The sequence below is a fragment of the Aeromonas dhakensis genome (genome assembly GCF_002285935.1).
In the GTDB taxonomy this organism is placed as follows: domain Bacteria; phylum Pseudomonadota; class Gammaproteobacteria; order Enterobacterales; family Aeromonadaceae; genus Aeromonas; species Aeromonas dhakensis.
Genome location: NZ_CP023141.1, coordinates 3,530,242 through 3,553,517, shown reverse-complemented (window position 1 = coordinate 3,553,517; position 23,276 = coordinate 3,530,242). Strand labels below are relative to the sequence as shown.

Here is a 23,276-nt window from a genome sequence, read left to right as displayed (position 1 = left end):
TGCTTGAAATAATTTGCAAAAGTGCCGCTTTACGACATGAAGGCGGCACGTTTTATGGCGTACGGGGACAAAGGGCGAAGCCGAGTCCGGCTTTCGCCCCGGCTGGAGGGGGATCAGCCGGCGGTCGGCCCCTGATACTCCACCCGCGCCGGCATGGCGGTGAGCGCCGGCAGATAGCGGGCCCAGCGAATGAAGGCATCCGCCAGGGTGATGCCGAGCTCCTGATTGTGCTGGGTCAGGGTGCGGGCCAGCGCTGTGTAGCCCTCCTTGCCGGAGGCGGTGTAGGCGCTGGAGACCCCCCGATAGACGGCGTCGGCGTCGACCGCTTGCCACTCATCAGGCGCACGCTCCCACTCCAGCCGGGTGATCCGGCGCCCCTTGGGCTGATCCGCCTGATAACAGAAGCGCACTCCGGCGGTGTAGGGGAAGCTGCCGCTGCCATTGCCCGTCACCCCGTTGTTGGTGGCGTTGTCGATGGCCCCCTCCAGCGCCTCGGCCAATTCGTGACCGTGCACCCGATAGAGGGTGAGCGGGATGGCGAAGGGCAGCAGGCGGCCGGCGATGTCCGCTTCGCTGAGCGGCCCGGGTTCGAGGGAGCAGCGCACCCCGCCGGCGTTGTGTAGGGCGAAGTCCACCTGACCGACCTGCTCGCGGGCGCTGGCCAGCATGGCGCTCGCCACCAGGGGGGCGACCTGGCTGCCGGCCGGTAGATTGGCATCGGGCAGCCGCTGGTGGTGCAGCGGCTCGTCAAGGAGGGTCACGATGCGCTGGGTCATGGTCTCCAGCTCGGGCCGGTAGCGCCTGGCCAGATGCTGTTCCAGTTCGGGGTCGGGGTCGCAGAAGGTGAGCCCGGCCGGCGGATTGCCGGCAAAGGGCCAGGGCTGCCAGGGCAGCCACTCCAGCTGGCCGCGGCTGCGCGCTACCCGGCCGCGCTCGTCAAAGGTCAGCTCGCACACCCCGAGGCAGAGGGCGCTGTGGGCGGCGTGCAGGACGGCCACCCCGTTCACCATCAGCGGGTAGCTGCCTTCGCTGTCGAGCCCGAGCGGTGCCAGCTCCCCCAGCAGGCTGTGGGTGTGGCCGCCGATGATGAGGCTGAGCTCGGGGAAACGCTCGGCCAGCCGTTTGTCCTGCTCGAGCCCCAAGTGGCTGAGCAGGATGATGTGCTGAATGCCGGCGGCCTTGATCTCTGCCAGCGCGGTTTGCAGGGTCTGCTCGATGCCGTGGAAGCGGGTGTGGGCATCCGGGTTGGCGATGGCGGCCATCTGCGGCAAGGTGATGCCAAGCAGGGCGAAGGGCACGCCGCCGAGCAGGCGCCGCTGCCAGGGGCGGCTGACATCGTGCAGATTGGGCAGGCCGCGCAGGGGGAGTGGGGTATCGGGCGGCTCCTGGCTGCTGTCGAGGTTGGCGGCCAGCACCGGAAAATCGAGCTGGCGCAGGAACTCCACCAGAGGACCGTTGCCGAGATCGAACTCGTGATTGCCGATCACCATGGCGTCCGGTCGCAGCAGGCTCAGCAGATCGGCGTTGGCCCGCCCCTTGAAGCGGTTGAAATAGAGCGAGCCCTGGAAGGTGTCGCCACCGTGCAGAAACAGACAGGGCTGGCCCGCCTCGTCCGCCTGCCGGCGCAGGGCGTTGAGCCGGGTCAGGATACGGGCATAGCCGCCGCACTGGGTGCGCCACTCGGACTCGCCTGCGGGGGCGAAGCGCATGGGGGCGCCATCGAAATGGGAGTGGCAGTCACTGAAATGGGCAAGTTGAACCGTAATACTCATCTCGGTCCTCCTTAGAGAAAAAAGAGCACCGAGTCTACTCCAATGGCGGGGGAAGATACCAGCCCGGCGGCAGGCCGGGCTGGTAGCGCGAGATAGAGGCGGGGCAGCCGCTCAGGGAGCCTCGACCACGTCAGGCGGGCACCATGATCTGGGTGGCCAGGATCACCACCACCAGGCCGACGGCCACCGGCAGCGAGGTACGTTTGACCACCTCGAACGGAGAGAGATTGCCCATCCCCGCACAGGCGACCACCACTCCGGAGACCGGCGAGATGGTGCGGCCGAGGTTGGAGGCCTGCAGCATGGGGATCACCAGATAGGCGGGGTTGACGCCGAGGCTGGTGGCCAGGTGGGGAATGAGCTCCACGAAGGCGTAGAAGGGGGCGTTGCCGGAGCCCGTGGTAAAGGCGGCCAGGGTGGTGATGACCACCAGCACCAGCATGATGACGATGCCGCCGGTGCCAAAGCTCTGGGCCAGATCCAGGAGGTTGGCGATGAAGCCGAGCCCCATCAGGCCCTGGGCAAACACCCCGGCCCCCACCAGCAGCATCACCACGCCGGCGAAGGCGTCGGCCATGCTGCGCCAGCACACCTGCAGCCCGTCCAGCAGCTCTTTGCCGTTGCGCTTGCGTACCAGCTCCAGCAGGGCGGCCAGCACCAGGCAGATGACGATGATGGTGACGATGTCGAGCTTGGGCCCCAGTTTGCCGTCAAACAGCAGCACCCCGATGATGGGGGTGAAGGGCAGGATGGCGTAGAAACCGGGCGCGTCGGTGATGAGATCGCTCGGGGCGACGGCGGCGTTGTGCTCGCCGGCCTTCTGATCCAGATAGCGTTGCCAGAAGAAGTGGGTCACCGCCATGGCGGCGATGGCCACCAGCGAGATGGGCAGGGTCAGCTTGAAGGCAAATTCGATGAGCTCCATGTTGGCGGCCTGGGCGGCCATCACCACGTCCCCCGAGGTGGGGGCCAGGATGATGGCGGCCGGCGAGGCGCACACCGCCGCCGCGGCGCCGCGGGAGATCCCCATGTTGACCATCAGCGGGAACAGGGTGGCCATCAAGAGGACGCCCAGGCCGGTGGCGGAGCTTACCGCCAGCGACATGGCGCAGGCCACCAGGTAGGCGGCCACCAGCAGGATATAGGGGGACTTGATGACGCCGAGCGGCTTGCTCGCGAGCTTCACCAAAATGGTGTTGGCCCCGATGTGGCTCATGTAGCCGGCGAAGCCGCACAGCACCATGATCAGCATGCCAAGGCCGCCGCCCCGGTCCACCAGCAGGAAGCGCACGTATTCGAACACGTCGGTGGCCACGTGCCCGGTGGAGGTGACGCTGGCGGGCAGCACCGCCTTGCCCATCAGGGCGGTGATCGCCAGCAGCAGCAGGCCGCCGCTGAGCAGCACCCCGGTGGCCGAGTAGCCCTTGAAGATGTAGCGGCCCACGGCAAGAGTGACCAGGGTACCAATAAGGAGTTCCATCATAGAGTGAGTTCCTGAGTACGAATGGGAGTGGATGCATTATTGGCGTCAACTTGGAGGTTAATCTGGCCAATCCCGAAATGCATCGACATAAAACTCGGCGATTATTATCCAATAAGGGGTAACCCACCATGATGTAGCGCATCACTTGTGATCTCGCTTGCAAATCAATACGGGCGCGGGGTTGCGACTTGTCAAGCTGACACTTAGGCTTTGTGATGGGAGTAGGTGACAGTCGCGGGGATCGCGGTTAATCTCCTGCTTTGAATATTAATGCGTTGATTATTAATTAAAATAACAACCCCGCCAGCAACGAGGTCAAGGCAGCAGAGATGGGAATGGTCAGCAAACTTTTCATGGTGGCACTGATGTTGTTCGCCGCCACCGCAGGGGCCGAGAGTTCCCATTACACCGGCATCAAGGCGGTGCCTGACATCAAGGTAGACTTCCAGTTTTATCGGGTTTCCGGGCCGGATGTGGCGAGCCTGGCCCGCCAGATGACCAATGCGGGCACAGCCCAGGCCAATGGCCACATCGGCATGGCCAGCTATCAACTCTCCTGGCAGTTGCAGACCAGCCCCGGGGCGCAGCGCTGCGAGTTGGAGCAGGTCAAGGTCACCACCCGCATCAAGGTGATGGTGCCGAACTGGATGGACAAGGCCAAGGCCTCCGTCGCCGAGCGCCAGAAGTGGGACAAGCTGGTGGCCGCCATGTTCGATTATGAGAGCCGCCACAAGGACATCTTGCTGGAGAGCGTGAGCCAGCTTGGCATCCAGCTGGCCCAGCTGCCGGTGGAGCGTGACTGCGCCGCCCTGCAGTATCAGGCCTGGCAGCGTGGGCAGGGGGGACTGGCCAGCTTGCGCGAGCGTTTTGCCCAGTTGCAGCAGCAGACCGACCATGGCCGCAAGCTGGGGCTCAACTGGCCTAAGGGCATCTGACGCCACATACCATCCATGAAAAACGGGCTCCCTTGGGGAGCCCGTTTTGTTGCGCCTTGCCGAGCCTTCAGCTGAGCACCTGAGGCTTACTGCAACGGCTTGCCCTTGAGCAGCTTGCGTACCCAGTAGCGGGCCGGATGGAGCGCCTCCAGCAGATCGGCGGCCAGCGGCAGCGGATCGCCGCAGATCTCGCTGGCGAGCAGCTCGCCGCAGAGGGGCGCCGAGCACAGACCCCGTGAGCCGAGCGCCCCCAGCACATAGAGGCCGGGGTAGAGGGGCAATGGACTCTGTTGATCAACGGGCGCCTTCAGATTGTGATCCGCCAGCGCCGCCAATCTGGCGACCGGCCCCGCCAACGGCAGATGATCCCGGCTGGCACTGCGCACGCCTACCCGGGCCTGGTTGCCGCTCACGTCCACCTCGGCAGGCCAGCGCTGTTGCGGCAGGCAGGCCTGCAGGCGCGCCTGGTTCTGGGTCTGCTCCTCGGCGCGAAACGCGAGCTCGGTCTGGTTGCGGCCATAGCTGGCGCCGATGCAGTGTTGGCCTTCGTTGGCTGGGGTGAGGTAGCCGTCATAACAGAGCACGGTATTGAGCTGGCTCAGGCTGGCGGAGGTGGGCACATGGCTCACCTGGCCGCGCACCGGATAGAGCGGCAACTCGGCAAAGGGGATGAGTGCCGGCAACTGGTGTCCGGCGGCCACCACCAGGGTGGGGCTCTGCCAGCGGCGACCTTCACAGCTTTCGACTTGCCAGCCATCCGCCTGTTCGGTCACGGTAGCGACCCGGGTATTTAAGAGCACCTCAAGCAGCCCGCCGGCCTGCGCCTCCTTGATGGCGGCGCGGGTGAGATCAGCCGGGCAGAGCCAGCCCCCCTGCGGATAGCTGACGCCGCCGTGGCCGCAAGGCAGGCCGACCACCTGCTCGACCTCTGGCTCGGAAAGCACCTGCATCAGCTCGGGCGGGAAGGGGCCTTGCGCCATCTTGGTCAGCTTGGCGGTGGACTTGTCGTCATAACCGAGCTGGGTGACGCCGCACAGGGAAAAGGCGACGGGATGGCGCTCGGCCAGGGCCAGCAGTCGACTTCTGGCAAAGCCGAAGGCCAGCGAATAGAAGCGCGACAGTGCATCGTGCTCACCGTTGAGCAGCGGATAGAGCGCCCCCTGGCGATTGCCGGAGGCGCCGCCGGCCGGCTCGTCATCCTGACACAAGAGGGTGACCTTGCGGCCCCGCTCCACCAGCGAGAGCGCCATCATGGCCGAGGCGATGCCACCGCCGATGATGAGCACCTCCCCCGCCCGCCCGGCCGGACGAACATAGCAGGGGGCTATGGTCTGCTGCGGCTGCTTGTCTGCGCGCTCGCCCGCCAGCATCTCCCGCTTGCTGCCGTGCCCTTTCACCTTCTGCATGGCAAAGCCGGCGGCAATCAGGCCGCGGCGCACGAAACCGGCGCAGGTAAAGGTGGAGAGGGTCGCACTGGGGCGGGCGAGGCGGGCGAGGCCGTCAAACAGATCCTGGGTCCACATTTCGGGATTCTTGGCCGGCGAGAAGCCATCCAGATACCAGGCATCCACCAGCCCCGTTGCCGGGTGGGGCACCTGGGGCAGCATCTCCTTGATGTCGCCAAGCCAGAGATCGAGCCGGATGCGGCCGCCGGCAAAGATGAGGCGATGACAGCCGCTGACCGGCAGCGGCCACTGGGCAATCAGATCCTGGCTCAGGTGGGCAAGCTCGGGCCAGGCCGCCAGCGCCTTGCGCAGATCGGCCTGGGTGAGCGGGTACTTTTCGAAACTGATGAAGTGCAGCCGGGAACCGTTGCCGGTTTGGGGCGCCTGTTCCAGAAAGGCGGCCATTGTCGCCAGAAAGTTAAGACCTGTGCCGAAACCTGTCTCACCTATCACGAAAATGTCACTATCGTGGTGCGAAAATCGCGCTGGCAGCCGATTTTGCTGCAAAAAGACGTAGCGGGTTTCACTTAGACCGTTATCATTGGAAAAGTACACATCCCCGAACTCACTGGAGACTGGAGTTCCCGCTTCATTCCAGTCCAATCGGGCATGATGTAAGGATGTTTGACTCACGTTTTCCTCGGCTCGCGTCACAAAATCGCGGGCATTCTACGTGAAAGCAGACCAGTTTGGCAGCCGAAAGCGGGTAGACTCGGTGCCAGTTTTTCCAGACGAGATGAATTAATGAGAAGAGCAGTGATCACCGGTATCGGCGTCATCTCCAGTATCGGCAACAACAAGGAAGAAGTGCTGGCCTCCCTGAAAGCAGGCAAATCTGGCATCACCTATTCCGAGCAGTTCGAGCAGCACAACCTGCGCAGCCGTGTCTGGGGTAACATCAAACTCGATCCGTCTGAACTGATCGACCGTAAAGTCATGCGTTTCATGGGTGACGCCGCGGCCTACGCCTACCTCTCCATGCAGCAGGCCATTGAAGATGCCGGCCTGGCGGAAGACCAGGTCTCCAACGAGCGTACCGGCCTGGTGGTCGGTTCGGGTGGTGCTTCCGGCAAGAACACCTCCGAGTCTGTGGACATCGCTCGCGAGAAAGGGGTCAAGCGTGTGGGTCCCTACATGGTGCCACGCACCATGTCCTCCACCACCTCTGCCTGCCTGGCGACCCCGTTCCAGATCAAGGGCGTGAACTACTCCATCAGCTCCGCCTGCGCGACCTCCGCTCACTGCATCGGTCACGCCATGGAGCTGATCCAGCTTGGCAAACAGGATGTGGTCTTTGCCGGTGGCGGTGAAGAACTGGACTGGTCTTCTACCATCCAGTTTGACGCCATGGGCGCGCTGTCTACCAAATACAACGACACGCCGGAAAAGGCGTCCCGTACCTATGATGCGAACCGCGATGGTTTCGTCATCTCCGGTGGCGGCGGCATCCTGGTGATCGAAGAGCTGGAGCACGCGCTGGCTCGTGGTGCTCACATCTATGCCGAGCTGACCGGCTACGGCGCCACTTCCGACGGTTACGACATGGTCGCCCCGAGCGGTGAAGGCGCGGTGCGCTGCATGAAGATGGCGATGCAAGGTGTTGGCAAGGTTGACTACATCAACACCCACGGCACCTCTACCCCGGTCGGTGATACCAAAGAGCTGGAAGCTATCCAGACCCTGTTTGGTGCCAACGGTCCCAAGATCTCTGCCACCAAGGCGATGACCGGCCATGCGCTGGGCGCCGCCGGCGTGCACGAGGCTGTCTACTCCCTGCTGATGATGGAACACGGCTTCATCGCCCCCAGCATCAACATCGAGACCCTGGACGAGAAGGCTGAAGGTCTGCCCATCGTGCGCGAGTACGAAGAGGCCGAGCTCAACACCGTCATGTCCAACAGCTTCGGCTTTGGCGGTACCAACGCCTCCCTGGTGTTCAGCAAGTACAAGGCTTGATGAGCCCGTCATGAGTTGCAAAAAAGGCGCCGCAAGGCGCCTTTTTTATTGGGTGTTCGTCAAGCCCGCGCCTGCAGCGGCAGTCGCATGTAGGTGGCGCCCTCGCCATATTCGGCCAGGGATTTCTGGGTGCTGGCAGGCTTGAACCCCTGCTTGCGCCAGAAGGCTGGCGCATCCTGTACCGCCACCAGACCGGCGTGCTCGAACCCTTCGTCGGTGGCAAACGCGAGGGCGGTGGCGAGCAGACGCTGGCCGATCCCCTTGCCGCGAGCCTGTCTGGAGACGGCGAGATCATGCAGATAGAACTCGTCGTTGCCGGCCAGGCGCTGCATGGACACGGAGAGGGGCGGTGGCTGGTGGGCGCGCCAGGGGTGGCAGAGCAGGTAACCCAGCACCTGGCCCTGATATTCGGCGACCCAGCAGCAGTCGGGCGCCAGTTCGGCCTTGTTGCTCATGACGTCGATGGGTTCAGGATCCAGCTGGTGATAACACTCATCCTGAATGGCCATGATGGCGGGCCAATCGTTGGCCAGGGTCGTGCGGATCTTGATCATAGTGGCAGGGCATGACTGCCCGAAAACGCTGATTAAATAGTGAATGCGTCAGCCAGCCTACCAGAAGCGGGTCACCAACTGAACAGGCATCTTCAAATGATGCCTTTTTTGATCAGCGCGCCGCCTGTTTGCTGACGACCTTGATGAGCTGGTAGCGCAGGGAAGGGGCATCTGCCGGCACATCGGTGAGCTGCTCCTTGCTGACGCTCAGCTGGTAGCGGTAGCCGGGTTCGAACTGGAAGCCTTCGATCTGCTGATAAAACAGGGTCCAGGGCTGCTGCTCGTCGCTGCGCACCTGCATGCACTGCATGGGGCCGACACCGACGCAGTGCACCAGCTGACTGTTGACGTAGAGAGTCTCGCCGGCGGTCGGGGCAGGGGCGCTCTGGCAGGCGCTGAGCAGCAGGGCGGCGCCGGCGCTGATGAATAATGGTCTCATGATGGACTCCTTGGCTAAAAGGGGGGCATTAGAGCGGCAAATGAAAAGGCGGTCAATGACCGCCTTTGTAACAAAATATCTGAAACCTGCGACTCAACGCTGGTCGAGCGGAGTGAACTCGCGCTGCGGCTGACCGGTGTAGAGCTGGCGCGGACGGCCAATCTTCTGATCCGGATCCGAGTGCATTTCGTTCCAGTGGGCAATCCAGCCGATGGTACGAGAGATGGCGAAGATCACGGTGAACATGGACATGGGGATGCCGATGGCCTTCATGATGATGCCGGAGTAGAAGTCCACGTTCGGGTAGAGCTTCTTCTCGATGAAGTAGGGGTCGGACAGCGCGATGCGCTCCAGCTCCATGGCCACGTCCAGCAGCGGATCCTTGATCTGCAGCTCGGTCAGTACCTCGTGACAGGTTTCGCGCATCACGGTGGCACGGGGGTCGTGGTTTTTGTAGACCCGGTGACCGAAGCCCATCAGACGGAACGGATCGTTCTTGTCCTTGGCCTTGGCGATGTACTCGGGGATGCGATCCACGGAGCCGATCTCCTCGAGCATCTTGAGGCAGGCTTCGTTGGCACCGCCGTGGGCCGGTCCCCACAGGGAGGCGATCCCCGCGGCGATACAGGCGAACGGGTTGGCACCGGACGAGCCGGCCAGACGCACGGTGGAGGTGGAGGCGTTCTGCTCGTGATCCGCATGCAGGGTGAAGATGCGGTCCATGGCGCGTTCGACGATGGGGTTGACCTTGTACTCTTCGGTCGGCACGCCAAACATCATGTGCAGGAAGTTGCCGGCATAGGAGAGGGCATTGCGCGGCTGCATGAACGGCTGGCCGATGGAGTACTTGTAGCACATGGCGGCCAGGGTCGGCATCTTGGAGAGCAGACGGAAGGCGCAGATCTCGCGGTGCTCTTCGTTGTTGATGTCGAGGGCGTCGTGATAGAAGGCGGAAAGCGCGCTGACCACGCCGCACATGACGGCCATGGGGTGAGCGTCGCGGCGGAAGCCGCGGAAGAAGAAGGCGATCTGCTCATGCACCATGGTGTGGCGGGTGACCAGACGTTCGAATTCCGTGTATTGCGCCTTGGTGGGCGCCTCGCCGTACAGCAGGATGTAGCAGACTTCGAGGTAGCTGGCCTGGGTGGCCAACTGGGCGATGGGGTAACCACGGTGCAGCAAGACACCCTGATCGCCATCTATGTAAGTGATGGATGATTTGCAAGAACCGGTGGCCATGAAACCGGGGTCGAAGGTGAAGTACCCTTGCGCGCCCAGCTTTCTGACATCGATCACGTCAGGTCCGACAGTTCCTGACAGGATCGGGAGTTCTACCGGGTCTTTGCCGGGCAGATGTAGGGTGGCTATCTTATCAGCCATAGCACGTCTCCTTTGCTCTTTTATAATTTGATTCCAGCTCTACTTTATTACGAGTTTGATGACGCTGGCAAAGGTTCTGACCCGTACCAGGGCGGCTGGAGCGCCTTATTTGAAACAGAGTTCAGGCCTGTTGTCAATTTTGCTGGATGATCATTAATGTTTTGTTAAATCAGTTGTGAGATCTGGTTTACGGTTTTGGGTTTTCTTTGTAGCTAATTGATTGTCATTGGTTAAGCCCGCCGATATACTGCGCCTCGTGGGTGATGGCTGTCGGTGTTTGAAACGCTTTCGCAAAGCCAGATGTGATATTGAAAATGTCGTTTTTGGCTTTCCCGAGTTGTTTTGGTAACAAAAACCTAACAAATGCCACTCCATGCCCTCATAAGCGTGAAAAAACAATAACTAACGTGCTCAATGGAGCTGAGTGGGCAAAGCCGTGAAAAATAAACAGAGACCTGTAAACCTCGACCTACAGACGATCAGCTTTCCTGTCACCGCCATCGCTTCCATCTTGCATCGTGTCTCAGGGGTCATCACCTTTGTGGCGCTCTCAATCTTGCTGTGGATGCTTGGTACTTCACTCGCCTCTCCCGAAGGATTTGAGACCGTGGTGTCCATCATGGACAACTTCCTGGTCAAATTCGTGCTGTGGGGGATCCTGACCGCGCTGGCTTACCACATTGTGGGCGGGCTGCGTCACCTGGTCATGGACATGGGCTATTGGGAAGAGCTGGAATCCGGTAATCAAAGTGCCCGTGTGGCCTTCGTGATCACTGCGATTTTGGCGGTATTGGCGGGGGTTCTGGTATGGTAACCAATTCTGCAACATTCGGGCGCAGCGGTGTTCACGATTACATCCTGATCCGCGCCACCGCCCTCATCATGACCTGTTATGTCCTCTATCTGGTGGGTTTCGTTGCGTGCAATGACATCACCTACGAGGTGTGGACCGGTTTCTTCGCGAAAACCTTCACCAAGGTGTTCACCCTGTTGGCGCTGCTGTGTGTGCTGATCCATGCCTGGATCGGTCTGTGGCAGGTGCTGACCGACTATATCAAGCCGGTCGGGCTGCGCGGTGCGCTGCAGTTTGCACTGGTGGTGGTGCTGTTTGTCTATCTGATGACGGGCTTCGTCGTGCTGTGGGGTGTGTAAGGTGACTATTCCAACTCGTGAATTTGATGCGGTCGTGATCGGCGCCGGCGGTGCCGGCATGCGCGCCGCGCTGCAGATTGCCCAATCCGGCAAGAGCTGCGCACTGCTTTCCAAGGTTTTCCCGACTCGTTCCCACACGGTTTCCGCCCAGGGCGGCATCACGGTTGCGCTGGGCAACGCCCACGACGACAACTGGCAGTGGCACATGTATGACACAGTGAAAGGCTCCGATTACATCGGTGATCAGGAAGCCATCGAGTACATGTGCAAGACAGGCCCCGAGGCCGTCTATGAGCTGGAGAACATGGGTCTGCCCTTCTCCCGCTTCGACAACGGCCGTGTCTATCAGCGTCCGTTTGGCGGTCAGTCCAAGAACTTTGGTGGCGAGCAGGCTGCCCGTACCGCGGCGGCTGCCGACCGTACCGGCCACGCCCTGCTGCACACCCTGTATCAGCAAAACGTCAAGAACAAGACCACCGTCTTCTCCGAGTGGTATGCGCTGGATCTGGTGAAGAACCAGGACGGCCACATCGTCGGCTGTACCGCCATCGACATGGAGAGCGGTGAAGTCGTCTACTTCAAGGCCAAGGCCACCGTACTCGCCACTGGCGGCGCCGGTCGCATCTACCAGTCCACCACCAACGCCCACATCAACACCGGTGACGGTGTCGGCATGGCGCTGCGTGCCGGGGTCGGCGTGCAGGACATGGAGTTCTGGCAGTTCCACCCCACCGGCATCGCCGGGGCAGGGGTACTGGTCACCGAAGGTTGCCGCGGTGAAGGCGGCTACCTGCTGAACAAAGACGGCGAGCGCTTCATGGAGCGTTATGCGCCGAACGCCAAGGACCTGGCCGGTCGCGACGTGGTGGCCCGTTCCATCATGATCGAGATCCGCGAAGGCCGTGGCTGCGACGGTCCCTGGGGCCCGCACATCAAGCTCAAGCTGGATCACCTCGGCAAAGAGGTACTGGAATCCCGTCTGCCGGGCATCTGCGAGCTCTCTCGCACCTTCGCCCACGTGGATCCGGTCAAGGAACCCATCCCCATCATCCCGACCTGCCACTACATGATGGGCGGCGTGCCGACCAGCGTGAACGGCCAGTGCCTGACCCAAGACAAGGATGGCAACGACGTGCCGGTGGTCGGTCTGTTCGCGGTGGGCGAGATCGCCTGCGTCTCCGTGCACGGCGCCAACCGTCTGGGCGGCAACTCCCTGCTGGATCTGGTGGTGTTTGGTCGTGCCGCCGGCATGCACCTGGTGGAGACCCTGGGCTCGATGGAGCACGGCGTGGAAGCCACCGAAGCCGACATCGCCAAGGCGCTCGAGCGCCTCAACCGCTGGGAAAGCAACCGTAACGGTGAAGACCCGGCCCAGATCCGCAAGGATCTGCAGCGCTGCATGCAGAACAACTTCTCCGTGTTCCGCGAAGGGGATGCCATGGCGGAAGGGCTGGCCGAGCTGAAACTCATCCGCGAGCGCCTCAAGAACGCCCGTCTGGACGACACCTCCAGGGAGTTCAACACCCAGCGCATCGAGTGCCTGGAGCTGGACAACCTGATGGAGACCGCCTATGCCACCGCGGTGGCCGCCAACTTCCGTACCGAGAGCCGGGGCGCCCACAGCCGCTTCGATTTCCCGGAGCGTGACGATGAGAGCTGGCTGTGCCACAGCCTTTATCATCCGGACACCGAGTCCATGACCCGTCGCGCTGTCAACATGTCACCCAAGACCCGTGAGGCGTTCCCGCCCAAGGTCCGGACTTACTGATTGCGGAGCCAAGCACAATGAACGTCACATTCTCTGTCTACAGATACAATCCGGATGTTGATAACGTCCCCCATATGAAGGAATATCGTCTTGATATTCCTGAAGGTTCCGACATGATGGTGCTCGACGCACTGATCCAGCTCAAGGAGCTGGATCCCACGCTCGCCTTCCGCCGCTCCTGCCGCGAAGGGGTTTGTGGATCAGACGGTCTCAACATGAATGGCAAGAACGGTCTTGCCTGCATCACCCCGCTCTCCGATCTGCTGAAGAAGGGCAATAACGTCGTTATCCGCCCCTTGCCAGGCCTGCCGGTGATCCGCGATCTGGTGATCGACATGACCCAGTTCTACACCCAGTGGGAGAAGGTCAAACCCTTCCTCATCAACGACGAAAAATTGCCGCCCGTGCGTGAGCACCTGCAATCCCCCGAAGAGCGCGCCAAGCTGGATGGCCTGTACGAGTGCATACTCTGTGCCTGCTGCTCCACCTCTTGCCCCTCCTTCTGGTGGAACCCGGACAAGTTCATCGGCCCGGCCGGGCTGCTCGCCGCCTACCGCTGGCTGGCGGACAGCCGCGACACCGCCGCGACCGAGCGACTGGGTAATCTGGATGACGCCTTCAGTGTGTTCCGTTGCCACGGCATCATGAACTGCGTGAACGTCTGTCCCAAGGGATTGAACCCGACCAAGGCCATCGGCCACATCAAGTCGATGCTGCTCAACCGGGCTGTTTGATATCAGGGCCAGGGCGTCACGCGCCAGGCCCGACCTCTGGATAGCCATCCAGCCTGGATGGCTATTTGACCCCTACAAGCTGCGCTGCAGTGAACAAGATGTACAAGGGATAGAAATGCATAACGGCGTGATGAAGGCCTGGTTGGAGTCATCTCACCTGGCTGGTGCGAATGCAAGCTATATCGAGGATTTGTACGAATCCTTCCTGGAAGACCCCGAATCCGTAGCCGAAGAGTGGCGCAGCCTGTTTAGCTCGCTGCCTCAGGTCAATGGCCATGCGATAGAACAACCCCATTCCCGGGTCCGCGATTATTTCCGTCGCCTGGCCAAGGAGCCCTCCCGTTACAGTGCCCCCGTCTCCGATCCGCAAGTGGATGCCAAGCAGGTGCGGGTACTGCAGCTGATCAACGCCTTCCGCTTCCGCGGCCATCAAAACGCCAATCTGGATCCGCTCGGCCTGTGGGCGCGTGAAACCGTTGCCGAACTGGACCCTGCGTTTCACAACCTGCAAGGCGCGGACATGGAGGCCACCTTCAACGTGGGCTCCTACGCCATCGGTCGCGAGACCATGGTGCTCTCCGATCTCTATGCCTCGCTGAAAAAGACCTATTGCGGCAGCATCGGCGCCGACTACATGCACCTCACCTCCACCGAGGAGAAGCGCTGGCTGCAAGACAGGCTCGAATCCATCGAAGGGAAGGGGACCTATACCCTCGAAGAGAAGACCCGTTTCCTCGAGAGCCTGACCGCCGCCGAAGGGCTGGAAAAATACCTGGGCGCCAAGTTCCCGGGGGCCAAGCGTTTCTCCCTGGAAGGGGGCGATGCCATGGTACCCATGCTCAAAGAATTGATCCGCCGCGCCGGTGAGCAGGGCTGCAAAGAGGCCGTCATCGGCATGGCCCACCGCGGCCGTCTCAACGTGCTGATCAACGTGCTGGGCAAGCGCGCCCAGGACCTGTTCGACGAGTTTGCCGGCAAGCACGGCGAATCCTGGGGCACGGGTGACGTGAAGTACCACATGGGCTTCTCGTCCGACTTCGCCACCCCGGGCGGCAACGTCCACCTGGCGCTCGCCTTCAACCCGTCTCACCTCGAGATCGTCAACCCCGTGGTCATCGGCTCCGTGCGTGCTCGCATGGACCGCCGTGGTGACAAGGACGGCTCGACCGTGCTGCCCATCACCATTCACGGTGACTCGGCCATGGCCGGTCAGGGCGTGGTGGCCGAGACCTTCAACATGTCCCAGACCCGTGCCTATGGCGTCGGCGGGACGGTGCGCATCGTCATCAACAACCAGGTGGGCTTCACCACCTCCTATATTCGTGACCTGCGCTCCACCGAATATTGCACCGACATCGCCAAGGCGGTGCAGGCCCCCGTGCTGCACGTCAACGGTGACGATCCGGAAGCCGTGGTGCTGGTGACCCAGATTGCGCTGGATTACCGCAACACCTTCAAGCGCGACGTGGTGATCGAGCTGGTCTGCTACCGTCGTCACGGCCACAACGAGGCCGATGAGCCGAGTGCCACCCAGCCCTTGATGTACCAGAAGATCAAGCAGCACCCGACCCCGCGCAAGATCTACGCCGATCAGCTGGTGGCGGATGGCGTCATCAGCCAGGAGCTGGCCACCACCCTGGTCAACGAGTATCGCGACACCCTGGATCGCGGTGAGCGGGTGAGCAAGGAGTGGCGCCCGATGGAGCTGCACTCCGTCGACTGGACCCCCTACCTGGGCCACGACTGGGCCATGGCCTATGACAGCACTGTGCCGATGGATCACCTGAAGGCCCTCGGCGAGCGGGTGAGCCAGTATCCGGCCACCCACGTGCTGCAGCGCCAGGTCGAGAAGATCTACGAAGACCGCCGCCTGATGGCCGCCGGCGAGAAGCTGGTGGACTGGGGCTTTGCCGAGACCCTGGCCTACGCCACCCTGGTGGACAAGGGTTCCCGCATCCGCTTCACCGGGGAAGACTCCGGCCGCGGCACCTTCTTCCATCGCCACGCAGTGCTGCACAACCAGACCGATGCCAGCACCTACACCCCGCTGTGCAACCTGCACGACGAGCAAGGCCCGTTCGAGGTGTACGACTCGGTGCTGACCGAGAACGCGGTACTGGCGTTTGAATATGGCTACGCCAGCGCCGAGCCGGCCGGCCTCACCATCTGGGAAGCCCAGTTCGGCGACTTCGCCAACTGTGCCCAGGTGGTGGTGGATCAGTTCCTCTCCTCCGGCGAGCAGAAGTGGGGCCGGATGTGCGGCCTGACCATGCTGCTGCCGCACGGTTACGAGGGGCAGGGTCCGGAGCACTCCTCCGCCCGTCTGGAGCGCTATCTGCAGATGTGCGCCCAGCACAACATGCAGGTGTGCGTACCATCCAACCCGGCCCAGGTGTTCCACATGCTGCGCCGTCAGGTAGTGCGCCCGATGCGCCGTCCGCTCATCGTGATGACGCCCAAATCCCTGCTGCGCCACCCGCTGGCGGTGAGCAAGCTCGAAGAGCTGGCCGAAGGCACCTTCCAGAACGCCATCGGCGAGATCGATGCGCTGGATCCGAAGGGCGTCAAGCGCGTGGTGTTCTGCTCCGGCAAGGTCTACTACGACCTGCTCGATGCCCGTCGCAAGGCCGAGCAGCAAGACGTGGCCCTGGTGCGGATCGAGCAGCTCTACCCCTTCCCGGAAGAGGAAGTGCGCGCCATCCTGGCCGACTACGCCCACGTCACCGATTTTGTCTGGTGTCAGGAAGAGCCGCAGAACCAGGGCGCCTGGTACTGCACCCGTCATCACTACGACAGCGTGCTGCCAAGCCATGCCCGTCTGCGTTATGCCGGTCGTCCGGCCTCGGCCTCGCCGGCCGTCGGTTACATGTCCGTCCACGCCAAGCAGCAAAAAGCCCTGGTGGAAGACGCACTTACCCTGGAATAACGAGTTGTGAAGGAGAGGGCGCTCCCCGGGAGCGTCCTCTTCGACCAAGAACAAGCCCGCTGGCCAAGAAGTAAACAAGGAACTGATTAGATGACTATCGAGATCAAAGTACCGGACCTGCCGGAATCAGTGGCGGATGCCACCATCGCGACCTGGCACAAGAAGCCGGGTGATCTGGTTGCCCGTGACGAAGTGCTGGTTGACATCGAGACCGACAAGGTCGTGCTGGAAGTGCCGGCGCCGGAAGCCGGCGTGCTGGGCGACATCCTGCAAAGCGAAGGGGCCACCGTGCTCTCCCGTCAGCTGATTGCCATGCTCAAGCCTGCCCCGGTGGCCGGTGAAGAGACCAAGGAGAAGCCGGTGGAAGCGGTAGCCGATGACGCCGCCGATGGCCTGAGCCCCTCCGTGCGCCGCCTGGTGGCCGAGCATGACATCGACGTTGCCAAGCTGACCGGTACCGGCAAGGGCGGTCGCGTCACCAAGGAAGACGTGGAAGCCTTCATCAAGGGTGGCAGCAAGCCTGCCGCCGCGCCGGTTGCCGCTGCGGCTCCGGCTGCGCCGGTCGCCCCGCTGGCCGGTCGCACTGAAAAGCGCGTGCCCATGACCCGTCTGCGCAAGCGTATCGCCGAGCGTCTGCTGGAGGCCAAGAACACCACCGCCATGCTGACCACCTTCAACGAGATCAACATGGCGCCCATCATGAAGCTGCGCAAGCAGTACGGCGAGATCTTCGAGAAGAAGCACGGCATCAAGCTCGGTTTCATGTCCTTCTACGTGAAGGCGGTGGTGGAATCCCTCAAGCGCTACCCGGAAGTGAACGCGGCGCTGGACGGTGACGACATCGTCTACCACAACTACTTCGACGTCAGCATCGCCGTCTCCACCCCCCGTGGTCTGGTGACCCCGGTGCTGCGCGACTGCGACAGCATGAGCCTGGCCGACATCGAGAAGGCCATCAAGGATCTGGCCGGCAAGGGCCGTGACGGCAAGCTGACCGTGGACGAACTGACCGGCGGCAACTTCACCATCACCAACGGTGGCGTGTTCGGCTCCTTGATGTCCACCCCGATCATCAACCCGCCCCAGAGCGCCATTCTGGGCATGCACAAGATCCAGGACCGCCCCATGGCCGTCGACGGCAAGGTCGAGATCCTGCCGATGATGTACCTGGCGCTCTCCTACGATCACCGCATCATCGACGGCCGCGAGTCGGTGGGCTTCCTGGTCTCCATCAAGGAGCTGCTGGAAGATCCGACCCGTCTGCTGCTGGACGTCTAAAGAAATCGGCCGGAGTGGCAAGCCTGTGGGCTTGCCAAGCCGCGCCACAAGCTTGCCGCCGGGTCTGTCGCCCGGCGGCAAGCGGGGGCCCTCGCGGCCCTGACGGAACGTCTGAGTGAAAGTGAAATTAGAAAGATAACGAGGGGCCACCCTGGCCTCTTTCACAGGGGATTGAGAAACACGAGCCCCGGACGGAAATACCTACAACACGGATAGAGCATCTATGAATCTGCATGAATATCAGGCAAAACAGCTGTTTGCCGAGTATGGCCTGCCGGTCTCCGAAGGTTATGCCTGTGCCACCCCGCAGGAAGCGGCCGAAGCGGCCGACAAGATTGGCGGCAACACCTGGGTCGTCAAGTGCCAGGTCCACGCCGGTGGCCGCGGTAAAGCGGGCGGCGTCAAGCTGGCCAAGAGCAAGGACGAGATCCGCGCCTTCGCCCAGAACTGGCTCGGCAAGAACCTGGTGACCTATCAGACTGACGCCAACGGTCAGCCGGTCACCAAGATCCTGGTGGAATCTTGCACCGACATCGCCAAGGAGCTCTACCTGGGCGCCGTGGTTGACCGTGGCAGCCGTCGCGTGGTCTTCATGGCCTCTACCGAAGGTGGCGTGGAGATCGAAAAAGTCGCCCACGAAACCCCGGAACTCATTCACAAAGCCGCCATCGATCCGCTGGTAGGCCCGCAGCCTTATCAAGCCCGCGAGCTGGCCTTCAAACTGGGTCTGGTCGGCGATCAGATCAAGCAGTTCACCAAGATCTTCATGGGTCTGGGCCAGATGTTCCTGGACTGCGACTTCGCCCTGCTGGAAATCAACCCGCTGGTCATCACCGACAAGGGCAACCTGCACTGCCTGGACGGCAAGATCAACATCGACGCCAACGCCCTGTACCGCCAGCCCAAGCTGCGCGAGATGCATGACTCGTCCCAGGATGACCCCCGCGAAGCGCACGCCGCCCAGTGGGAGCTGAACTACGTGGCGCTGGATGGCAACATCGGCTGCATGGTCAACGGCGCGGGCCTGGCCATGGGCACCATGGACATCGTCAACCTGCACGGCGGCTCACCGGCCAACTTCTTGGACGTCGGCGGCGGCGCCACCAAGGAGCGGGTGACCGAGGCGTTCAAGATCATCCTGTCCGACAGCAAGGTTCAAGCCGTGCTGGTCAACATCTTCGGTGGCATCGTGCGCTGCGACATGATCGCGGAAGGCATTATCGGTGCCGTGAAGGAAGTGGGGGTGAAAGTGCCCGTGGTGGTGCGTCTGGAAGGCAACAACGCCGAACTGGGTGCCCGTAAACTGGCCGACAGCGGCCTCAATATCATCGCCGCAACGAGTCTGACTGACGCAGCTCAGCAAGTGGTAAAAGCAGCGGAGGCCAAATAATGAGCGTTCTGATCAACAAAGACACCAAGGTGATCTGCCAGGGCTTTACCGGCGGTCAGGGCACTTTCCACTCCGAACAGGCCATTGCCTACGGTACCCAGATGGTCGGCGGCGTCTCCCCGGGCAAGGGCGGCACCACCCACCTGGGTCTGCCGGTATTCAACACCGTCCGTGACGCCGTGGAAGCCACTGGCGCCACCGCCTCCGTCATCTATGTGCCGGCCCCGTTCTGCAAGGACGCCATCCTGGAAGCCATCGATGCCGGCATCAAGCTCATCGTCACCATCACCGAAGGCATCCCGACCCTGGACATGCTGGACGTCAAGGTGAAGCTGCAGGAGACCGGCGTGCGCATGATCGGCCCCAACTGCCCGGGCGTCATCACCCCGGGTGAGTGCAAGATCGGCATCATGCCTGGCCACATCCACAAGCCGGGCAAGGTGGGCATCGTCTCCCGCTCCGGCACCCTGACCTACGAAGCGGTCAAGCAGACCACGGACGAGGGCTTCGGCCAGTCCACCTGCGTCGGTATCGGTGGCGACCCCATCCCGGGTTCCAACTTCATCGATATCCTGGAGATGTTCCAGAATGACCCGCAGACCGAAGCCATCGTGATGATCGGCGAGATCGGCGGCAACGCCGAGGAAGACGCGGCGGCCTACATCAAAGCCCACGTCACCAAGCCGGTGGTCTCCTACATTGCGGGTGTCACCGCTCCGGCTGGCAAGCGCATGGGTCATGCGGGCGCCATCATCGCCGGTGGTAAAGGCACCGCGGCCGAGAAATTTGCCGCCCTGGAAGATGCCGGCGTGAAAACCGTGCGCTCCCTGGCCGATATCGGCAAGGCCCTGCGTGAAGTAACCGGCTGGTAATTCCTTTAGCCTGTTATCTCTGATAGCAAAATGCCGCCCCTTGGGGCGGCATTTTTATTATTTATATTTTCGAAAGTGCTTACCCTACAAACCTTGAGCTCTAGCGTTAAGATCTGAATAGTAATATTTACATGCCGGGTTTACGTCAAATGGCAACCCTAACTCTTGACACTTAGTTATAAAAACATAGTGATAGCGATCAAGCATTCTACATGACTGGGGATTTAGGTAAGCAATTATTTTATTTTTGTTTGAAGAAAAAACAACCTTATTATATAGGTTTTGATTTGATATCCGCTCAAGAATAACAAGACACTTTATTACCTCGCTCCACATAGAGTAAATTCTATGATTAAATTGATTGAAATTCATTACTAATTCTATCGGGATGTTTTTAACATCTTCTTTTGATACGTCTTTCAACATATCAACTAGGAAGTCTCGGGAGCTGCCATCACCAGTATCCATATCTAGAGCATCTTCTAAGGCTGCTAGATATTCCTTGATCTGCTCCTCCTGGTGCTGGATCAAAGAGTGCTGAAATTGCTGATTTTGTATAAAAATCTGTACCGAGATAACCGCCAATGTGATCAATGAAAGAATAGGTGTATAGATGCCACCTACATAACTACCTAAGTCAGCCCATTCATTTGGCATCTCCCAAAGCCCTAAGCCAAATCGATACATATAAGCTAGTATTGGTAATAGCAGCACTAAAAAAGAAGACCACAATAATATTTTTGTCTGCTTATTCATTTTTCACCTCACCACCCATTTAAAAAATAATTATATTAATAGTTTGGCGGCTAACTTTTTAACTAATCATCTGAAGCTAGACCTGAATTGAAGTTAGCAAAGGGATTATCAAGTTACCTCCTATTTTGTCAGGCAATGCCACGGTCTCAGAATAAAAATATTTGGTGAGGCTTTGGTTGCCAATTGGTGTATGTTAACTGACATGGCAAGAGTGAGAAACTGACGAGGAATAAAAACCTGCTGAAGATCAATAAATCAATGTCGAAATCTGAGAAATAGCCGTCGAGGTTATCCACCTGATCTGGTGTATCCCGCACATTGGGCTGCATCGAGCGAAGCCCAATACTTACTGTAGATAGTTCTCAACCTTGAAAAATCGGGCCATAGGGCGTATAACCACGCGCTTGTCAGTGTATTGAGTGAGCCTATCTTCATGCAGCAAAACGCGCAGCAAACAGAACCCGTGCAGAACGCCCCCTTTTGGCAGGCGAAGAGTCTGCAACAGATGACCATGACGGAGTGGGAGTCCCTGTGCGACGGCTGTGGCAAGTGCTGCCTGAACAAGCTGATCGACGAGGACACCGAGGAGCTGGTGTTCACCAACGTGGCCTGCAACCTGCTCAATACCAAGACCTGCCAGTGCTCCGACTACGGCAACCGCTTTAAGAAAGAGCCGGACTGCCTGCAGATCACCCACGACAAGATTGCCGAATATGACTGGCTGCCGTCGACCTGCGCCTACCGCCTGCTGGCGGAGGGGCAGAGCCTGCCTGAGTGGCATCCCCTTATCACCGGCAGCCGCAGCGCCATGCACCAGGCCGGCCAGTCGGTGCGCGGCAAGGTGGTGCACGAGGTGGATGCCGGCGACTGGATCGATCACATCATTACCTGGGCCAGCTAACGCCAGCCTGTCTATCCGGCCAGCCGCGAGCCGTACCAACTGCGAAGGGGCAGGGGAGTCATCACTCTCCTGCCCCTTCGGCTTTCTGGTGCTTTCCAAAGCGCTGGGCGAAGGCGCCTATTTGTCCGCCTTGCCCGCCGCATCGGCGAGTTTGGCCAGCTGCTTGTCATACCAGGCAACCGGACGGTTTTCATCTTCCGCCCGCTCCTTGCGCCGGATGGCGTTGCGCACCACCATGGCCCCCAGCCAACGAAACGGCTCGGGCGGAAAATAGCCGCGCGGGCCGCTCACCAGCGCGCAGTCGCGCCACGGCTTGTCCTCCTCCCGCACTTCATCGCACACCAGGGCCGCCAGGATTTGGCCGCCCATCCAGCTCTGCGCCACCCCGTTGCCGGAATAGCCGAGGCCGTAGACAACGTTGGGCTGCCCTCGCCAGTGGCCGAAGAAGGGAAGGCCATCCACCGAGCGGTCGGAGGCGCCGCACCAGCTGGCGGCGATGGGCACCTCCTTGAGCGCCGGAAAGAAGCGGCGCAGGGTGCGGGTGAGGGGGGCAAGATAGCGGCTGGGCGCATCGAACTCGGCCAGATGGCGGTTGGCAAAGGCGAAGGTGTTGCCCCCCTTGCCCAGCATCAGCCGCCCTTGCGGTGTTGAGCGGTAGTAGTGGACAAAGGTGCGGCCATCCACTACGGAGCGGCCGTGCGCAAGCTGCTGGGCGGCCAGTGCATCCGGCGCGGGGTCGGTGATCACCATATCGGAGGAGACCAGCACGATGCTGCGGCGAAACTCGCGAAAGTGCGCCGCCATGGCGCTGTTGAGGGCCAGCACCACCTTGCGGGCACGCACCTTACCTTGCGGTGTTTGCACTCGCGCCGGCTGACCCGCCTCAAGGCGCTGCATGGGGGAGTGTTCATAAACCTCGACCCCCAGTTCCCGCGCCACCCGCAGCAGGCCGCGCACCAGCAGTGCCGGTTGCACCGAACCGGCGTGGGGGCTGTAGAGCCCCTCCAGATGAACGTGGGAGCCGCTCTGGCTCGCCAGTTCACCCTCTTCAATCGCCTGCCACTGGTTAAGGCCGGCTCGCTTGAGTTCCTGCAATACCGGCTCCATCAAGCCGCGCTGCGCCTCGCTGGTGGCGGTGTAGCAGGTGCCCTCGACCCTCAGCTCTGCCTCTATGTGGTGCGTTTCGCAGAAGCGGGCGATCTCGTGTACCGCCTGTTCGGATCTTTGCACCAGCCAGGCGGCCTGCTGCTTGCCAAAGAGGCGCTTTAAGGTCAGGTATTTGGCCGACCAGGTGAGCAGGCAGCCGCCGTTGCGCCCGGAGGCGCCGCTGCCGCAGCGATCTTTTTCCAGCACCAGGATGCGCAAGTGTGGCTCGGCCTGTTTCAGGGCGATGGCGCTCCACAGCCCGGTAAAGCCGCCACCGACGATGCAGATATCGGCCTCGTGGTGGCCGACTAGGGGCGTGGGCGGCGCGGGCTGTTCGGCGGCAATCGCCTCGGCCAGCCAGAAGGGGAGAGTGGACATGATGACTCCTC

General features: G+C 61.3%; 19 protein-coding genes. 11 read left to right on the top strand and 8 right to left on the bottom strand.

The window, feature by feature from the left end; translation table 11 throughout:
* Nucleotides 1-113: 113 nt before the first annotated feature.
* Together CK627_RS16470 and dcuC are read right to left on the bottom strand one after the other, a co-directional pair.
* On the bottom strand, nucleotides 114-1,772 hold the full coding sequence (locus tag CK627_RS16470; RefSeq protein ID WP_095592898.1) for a bifunctional metallophosphatase/5'-nucleotidase: 1,659 nt from the start codon (nucleotides 1,770-1,772) through the stop codon (nucleotides 114-116).
* A gap of 130 nt (nucleotides 1,773-1,902) precedes the next feature.
* Nucleotides 1,903-3,255, bottom strand: a complete 1,353-nt coding sequence (gene dcuC, locus CK627_RS16465) for an anaerobic C4-dicarboxylate transporter DcuC (RefSeq protein WP_095592897.1) — start codon at nucleotides 3,253-3,255, stop codon at nucleotides 1,903-1,905.
* 335 nt (nucleotides 3,256-3,590) lie between these two features.
* Between dcuC and CK627_RS16460 the strand changes: the two genes are divergently transcribed.
* Nucleotides 3,591-4,190, top strand: a complete 600-nt coding sequence (locus CK627_RS16460; RefSeq protein WP_172442657.1) for a DUF922 domain-containing Zn-dependent protease — start codon at nucleotides 3,591-3,593, stop codon at nucleotides 4,188-4,190.
* An 86-nt stretch (nucleotides 4,191-4,276) separates the two neighbouring features.
* Here the strand turns inward: CK627_RS16460 and mnmC are convergent, their stop codons facing one another.
* Nucleotides 4,277-6,289 carry a bifunctional tRNA (5-methylaminomethyl-2-thiouridine)(34)-methyltransferase MnmC2/FAD-dependent 5-carboxymethylaminomethyl-2-thiouridine(34) oxidoreductase MnmC1 gene (gene mnmC / locus CK627_RS16455; RefSeq protein WP_174704185.1) on the bottom strand — a complete coding sequence of 671 codons (2,013 nt, stop codon included), beginning with the start codon at nucleotides 6,287-6,289 and terminating at the stop codon, nucleotides 4,277-4,279.
* 90 nt (nucleotides 6,290-6,379) lie between these two features.
* On the opposite strand from mnmC, the gene fabB reads away from it, so the two are divergent.
* Nucleotides 6,380-7,591, top strand: coding sequence for a beta-ketoacyl-ACP synthase I (gene fabB / locus CK627_RS16450; RefSeq protein WP_054545032.1), 1,212 nt, complete (start codon nucleotides 6,380-6,382; stop codon nucleotides 7,589-7,591).
* A gap of 59 nt (nucleotides 7,592-7,650) precedes the next feature.
* Here the strand turns inward: fabB and CK627_RS16445 are convergent, their stop codons facing one another.
* From CK627_RS16445 to CK627_RS16435, 3 genes are all read right to left on the bottom strand, one after another.
* Nucleotides 7,651-8,145: a GNAT family N-acetyltransferase gene (locus CK627_RS16445; protein WP_095592895.1), complete on the bottom strand. Its 495-nt coding sequence runs from the start codon at nucleotides 8,143-8,145 to the stop codon at nucleotides 7,651-7,653.
* Between the two features lie 112 nt (nucleotides 8,146-8,257).
* Entirely contained in the window at nucleotides 8,258-8,584 is a 327-nt protein-coding gene (locus tag CK627_RS16440) for a DUF4377 domain-containing protein (RefSeq protein WP_005300200.1), read from the bottom strand.
* A gap of 93 nt (nucleotides 8,585-8,677) precedes the next feature.
* Entirely contained in the window at nucleotides 8,678-9,964 is a 1,287-nt protein-coding gene (locus tag CK627_RS16435) for a citrate synthase (protein WP_005300205.1), read from the bottom strand.
* Between the two features lie 424 nt (nucleotides 9,965-10,388).
* Between CK627_RS16435 and sdhC the strand changes: the two genes are divergently transcribed.
* From sdhC to sucD, 8 genes are all read left to right on the top strand, one after another.
* Nucleotides 10,389-10,778, top strand: coding sequence for a succinate dehydrogenase cytochrome b556 subunit (gene sdhC / locus CK627_RS16430; RefSeq protein WP_005300207.1), 390 nt, complete (start codon nucleotides 10,389-10,391; stop codon nucleotides 10,776-10,778).
* A complete protein-coding gene (gene sdhD, locus CK627_RS16425; RefSeq protein ID WP_005300209.1) occupies nucleotides 10,772-11,116 on the top strand; it encodes a succinate dehydrogenase, hydrophobic membrane anchor protein in 345 nt (114 codons plus the stop codon). The genes sdhC and sdhD overlap by 7 nt, the downstream gene beginning before the upstream one ends.
* Before the next feature lies 1 nt (nucleotide 11,117).
* Nucleotides 11,118-12,884 carry a succinate dehydrogenase flavoprotein subunit gene (gene sdhA / locus CK627_RS16420; protein WP_017779962.1) on the top strand — a complete coding sequence of 589 codons (1,767 nt, stop codon included), beginning with the start codon at nucleotides 11,118-11,120 and terminating at the stop codon, nucleotides 12,882-12,884.
* A 17-nt stretch (nucleotides 12,885-12,901) separates the two neighbouring features.
* Nucleotides 12,902-13,618 (top strand): succinate dehydrogenase iron-sulfur subunit, encoded by a 717-nt coding sequence (locus CK627_RS16415; RefSeq protein WP_010634177.1) that lies wholly within the window; start codon nucleotides 12,902-12,904, stop codon nucleotides 13,616-13,618.
* Nucleotides 13,619-13,733: 115 nt separating this feature from the next.
* A complete protein-coding gene (sucA, locus tag CK627_RS16410) occupies nucleotides 13,734-16,544 on the top strand; it encodes a 2-oxoglutarate dehydrogenase E1 component (RefSeq protein ID WP_095592894.1) in 2,811 nt (936 codons plus the stop codon).
* A gap of 90 nt (nucleotides 16,545-16,634) precedes the next feature.
* Nucleotides 16,635-17,822 carry a 2-oxoglutarate dehydrogenase complex dihydrolipoyllysine-residue succinyltransferase gene (gene odhB / locus CK627_RS16405; protein WP_095592893.1) on the top strand — a complete coding sequence of 396 codons (1,188 nt, stop codon included), beginning with the start codon at nucleotides 16,635-16,637 and terminating at the stop codon, nucleotides 17,820-17,822.
* Between the two features lie 223 nt (nucleotides 17,823-18,045).
* Nucleotides 18,046-19,212 carry an ADP-forming succinate--CoA ligase subunit beta gene (sucC, locus tag CK627_RS16400; RefSeq protein ID WP_095592892.1) on the top strand — a complete coding sequence of 389 codons (1,167 nt, stop codon included), beginning with the start codon at nucleotides 18,046-18,048 and terminating at the stop codon, nucleotides 19,210-19,212.
* Nucleotides 19,212-20,084 (top strand): succinate--CoA ligase subunit alpha, encoded by an 873-nt coding sequence (gene sucD, locus CK627_RS16395; RefSeq protein ID WP_005300222.1) that lies wholly within the window; start codon nucleotides 19,212-19,214, stop codon nucleotides 20,082-20,084. The genes sucC and sucD overlap by 1 nt, the downstream gene beginning before the upstream one ends.
* Before the next feature lie 84 nt (nucleotides 20,085-20,168).
* Here the strand turns inward: sucD and CK627_RS22670 are convergent, their stop codons facing one another.
* Nucleotides 20,169-20,840: a hypothetical protein gene (locus CK627_RS22670; protein WP_157737193.1), complete on the bottom strand. Its 672-nt coding sequence runs from the start codon at nucleotides 20,838-20,840 to the stop codon at nucleotides 20,169-20,171.
* Between the two features lie 433 nt (nucleotides 20,841-21,273).
* On the opposite strand from CK627_RS22670, the gene CK627_RS16390 reads away from it, so the two are divergent.
* The gene (locus CK627_RS16390; RefSeq protein WP_017787165.1) at nucleotides 21,274-21,741 is read left to right on the top strand and encodes a YcgN family cysteine cluster protein; all 468 of its coding nucleotides are present in this window, start codon (nucleotides 21,274-21,276) and stop codon (nucleotides 21,739-21,741) included.
* A 117-nt stretch (nucleotides 21,742-21,858) separates the two neighbouring features.
* Here the strand turns inward: CK627_RS16390 and CK627_RS16385 are convergent, their stop codons facing one another.
* A complete protein-coding gene (locus CK627_RS16385; RefSeq protein WP_095592891.1) occupies nucleotides 21,859-23,265 on the bottom strand; it encodes an FAD-dependent oxidoreductase in 1,407 nt (468 codons plus the stop codon).
* Nucleotides 23,266-23,276 lie beyond the last annotated feature (11 nt).

Coding starts and splice junctions, on each gene's coding strand:
- CK627_RS16470 (WP_095592898.1), bottom strand. CDS start 1,772: ATGAGTATTACGGTTCAACTTGCCCATTTCAGTGACTGCCACTCCCAT.
- dcuC (WP_095592897.1), bottom strand. CDS start 3,255: ATGATGGAACTCCTTATTGGTACCCTGGTCACTCTTGCCGTGGGCCGC.
- CK627_RS16460 (WP_172442657.1), top strand. CDS start 3,591: ATGGTCAGCAAACTTTTCATGGTGGCACTGATGTTGTTCGCCGCCACC.
- fabB (WP_054545032.1), top strand. CDS start 6,380: ATGAGAAGAGCAGTGATCACCGGTATCGGCGTCATCTCCAGTATCGGC.
- CK627_RS16445 (WP_095592895.1), bottom strand. CDS start 8,145: ATGATCAAGATCCGCACGACCCTGGCCAACGATTGGCCCGCCATCATG.
- CK627_RS16440 (WP_005300200.1), bottom strand. CDS start 8,584: ATGAGACCATTATTCATCAGCGCCGGCGCCGCCCTGCTGCTCAGCGCC.
- CK627_RS16435 (WP_005300205.1), bottom strand. CDS start 9,964: ATGGCTGATAAGATAGCCACCCTACATCTGCCCGGCAAAGACCCGGTA.
- sdhD (WP_005300209.1), top strand. CDS start 10,772: ATGGTAACCAATTCTGCAACATTCGGGCGCAGCGGTGTTCACGATTAC.
- CK627_RS16415 (WP_010634177.1), top strand. CDS start 12,902: ATGAACGTCACATTCTCTGTCTACAGATACAATCCGGATGTTGATAAC.
- sucA (WP_095592894.1), top strand. CDS start 13,734: ATGCATAACGGCGTGATGAAGGCCTGGTTGGAGTCATCTCACCTGGCT.
- odhB (WP_095592893.1), top strand. CDS start 16,635: ATGACTATCGAGATCAAAGTACCGGACCTGCCGGAATCAGTGGCGGAT.
- sucC (WP_095592892.1), top strand. CDS start 18,046: ATGAATCTGCATGAATATCAGGCAAAACAGCTGTTTGCCGAGTATGGC.
- sucD (WP_005300222.1), top strand. CDS start 19,212: ATGAGCGTTCTGATCAACAAAGACACCAAGGTGATCTGCCAGGGCTTT.
- CK627_RS22670 (WP_157737193.1), bottom strand. CDS start 20,840: ATGAATAAGCAGACAAAAATATTATTGTGGTCTTCTTTTTTAGTGCTG.
- CK627_RS16390 (WP_017787165.1), top strand. CDS start 21,274: ATGCAGCAAAACGCGCAGCAAACAGAACCCGTGCAGAACGCCCCCTTT.
- CK627_RS16385 (WP_095592891.1), bottom strand. CDS start 23,265: ATGTCCACTCTCCCCTTCTGGCTGGCCGAGGCGATTGCCGCCGAACAG.